This is a genomic window from Xanthovirga aplysinae, from assembly GCF_009711365.1.
Taxonomy (GTDB): domain Bacteria; phylum Bacteroidota; class Bacteroidia; order Cytophagales; family Cyclobacteriaceae; genus Xanthovirga; species Xanthovirga aplysinae.
The window spans coordinates 1-2,469 of the sequence record NZ_SMMB01000577.1 but is presented as its reverse complement, the minus strand read 5'-3'; the positions used below and the strand labels follow the sequence as shown (position 1 = coordinate 2,469).

Sequence of the window (2,469 nt, the reverse complement as noted above, 5' to 3'; positions counted from 1 at the left end):
CTTATAAACTCTATTGAATTTTATGGTACTTTCTCATCCAGTGAGGAGTATAATGGATTTAAATGTTATGGGTCAATGGAGCTCAATAAAAAACCAAAATACCATGGTCCTGAAATTCCAGAATGGGCCGAAGACTTTCTCATATCAATAGTTTATGATAACAACAAAAAAGGAGGGTTACTCTTATGGCATAAATGGGAAAAGCAGAATTTTACCAGTAGAGTGGTGAATGTCTTTATTTCTAAAATGATTGAACTTATATAAATCAAACCTACTTGCGACTTTAGTAAATAAAATAAATGACTGTTTCCAACAGTTTAATATCTCAAAACTAGACTTAATATCAATGGAGTTATTGTAATTGGTTCATACATGATATTATCTCTATGCAAGAAAATTTCATCATTATAACGTATGATATTAAAAAGTACCCTTTTCAGGAAATATTGGCTAAACAAATATTCAAAGTTACAAAACTTCATGAATTACACATTGTATTGAAGAAGCAGACCGAAAGAAATGAATTGAATTATAATGACAATCTGGTCTTACGAAAATTAATGCAGCAAATCTCTAATAAATCCTTGTTCTACAAAATTTATCACTATTGGGTGCTCAATATACTTGGTCCACATTATGGCTACAAAATTTCTTATTCTGCTCATCCCAAAATGCGGGTTCATCTGGCAGGAACCGGCTCTGTTAGTAAATTTCATCGAGATGTCGATATTACTCACCGATTAGATCAAATTAATTGTTATCTGCCCTTTACAAATGTCTTTGAAAGCTCTACTATATGGTGTGAAACGGATTATGGATCAGAAATATATGAGCCCATCAATCTTGAATATGGTCAGGCTTTTCTTTGGGATGGAGGCTGTCTTAAGCACGGCTCTTATGCTAATACTACTGAAAATACACGTGTAAGTTGTGACTTTAGATTTTCTTATAAGGGGGTAACTAAAGAACCTTGGAATAAAATATTATCAGCCAGAAAAAAGCAATAAAATAAACGATAAGAAATAAGTATGGGAAATACAATCATAGACAATGATCATAGTAAAGAATGCGAGATCATTAATAATTCTGGCACTGATGCAGTGGTAATTATACCTGCTTTGGCGCAATCGAATAATATCGGTAGCAATGTAAATATTTATAATCAGCGTTTGGAGCTTTTAAGCACATTGGAAGGCGGCCAGGTGATTCCATCTGGACAAAGTGGTACTGTGGTTTTGGACCAAACTTATAATAACCCTATGACTGGTCAACCAACTTATTCAAAGGTATACAAACTGTTAATTAGTTCTTCTGATTGGTACCATCCGCTGGCCGTTATTAACGTCAAACAAAAAGTATCCGTTGACCCGCCTAGGTTTGACCCTCAAACAATTAATGCAGATAACCAGAAATCTATGGAAGAAGCTGGCTTGTTTATCCAAACCCTTCATGCCGATCCTACTTCTCCATTAATTAAAAGTTTTAAAGACATGATGTCTGATGTTCATCCTGATGCTGCTAGATTAGCAGAAGAAAGCTCAGAATCATCAAAAGTAGAAGATGTTAATACTATTACTGATAAAGCAAGTAACTTCTTTAAAAGCACAGATGACTTTCAAAATGTGACACTTAATAGTATAGGAGTAATGAGAAGTTATTATAAAAAATTCCCTTTTATATGGGCACAATTTAAAAATTTGACCTATAACCTTTATACAAGTGATGATCAAACCAATACTTTTTTGGGACAGATATCAATGTCGAAGCCGAATCAATTAGATATTAAAAAGCCAAATGCAGGGTATATCATTAACTTTTTACCTGCTTCCGACCCTTCGAATTTAGACTCAACGGCTATTGATTCATCTCAAACAGTGAGTATTAATTATATGAATGGTATCTTTATAATTAAAGGAAGTGTGGGGTCCTCTAAGACTATGTTAAGAGGTAGTTTTATTTTTAAAAGTGCCTTGAGTCAAAATCCTGATGATAATCAAATAATTCCTATTCTTACAGGGAAAGTAAATGGTGGGACTACTACTGGATACGATGAATCATTGATGCAGTAGGCAAAAATCTTTTTAAATAAAAGGAGAAAATTTACCTCTTGGTTTTTATAAAACCAGATCCCTATAACAATACTCCCTAAGTTTTTTCGGCAGGCTAAATAAAAAGGGGTGAAATAAGTAATTTTGAGTTTCGACAAACAAAATTCATTCACCCCGGGAGCATCGAAATACTCTTAGGACAGATATTCAAAAAAATACCTGCAATAGGCAAGCGTCCGAAGGATTTTATGATCCATTTGTGCAGTTTACAGATGATTTAGCGTGGTCGGCATAATTTTGGGAATCTTAGCAGGTATGGTGGCCATAGTGAAGTGACTTATCGTAGTTGGTATGCCTGGGAATTTGATTTTATGACCTTAAACCTACGCTGGGTTTCAAATCAATGAAAATGGGGTATGCG

3 protein-coding genes are annotated in these 2,469 nt (G+C 34.1%); all 3 read left to right on the top strand.

The window, feature by feature from the left end; all coding sequences use genetic code 11:
* Positions 1 to 264 (top strand): hypothetical protein (locus E1171_RS23545; protein WP_222931354.1); only part of this gene is annotated, 264 nt, incomplete at its 5' end.
* A gap of 122 nt (positions 265 to 386) precedes the next feature.
* Complete coding sequence (locus E1171_RS02870) at positions 387 to 1,007, top strand: phytanoyl-CoA dioxygenase family protein (protein ID WP_155203895.1); 621 nt, start codon at positions 387 to 389, stop codon at positions 1,005 to 1,007.
* Positions 1,008 to 1,028: 21 nt separating this feature from the next.
* Entirely contained in the window at positions 1,029 to 2,069 is a 1,041-nt protein-coding gene (locus E1171_RS02865) for a hypothetical protein (RefSeq protein WP_155203893.1), read from the top strand.
* Positions 2,070 to 2,469 lie beyond the last annotated feature (400 nt).

Bases quoted from the DNA above. Each gene is read 5' to 3' on its own strand.
- E1171_RS02870 (WP_155203895.1), top strand. From the start codon at position 387: ATGCAAGAAAATTTCATCATTATAACGTATGATATTAAAAAGTACCCT.
- E1171_RS02865 (WP_155203893.1), top strand. From the start codon at position 1,029: ATGGGAAATACAATCATAGACAATGATCATAGTAAAGAATGCGAGATC.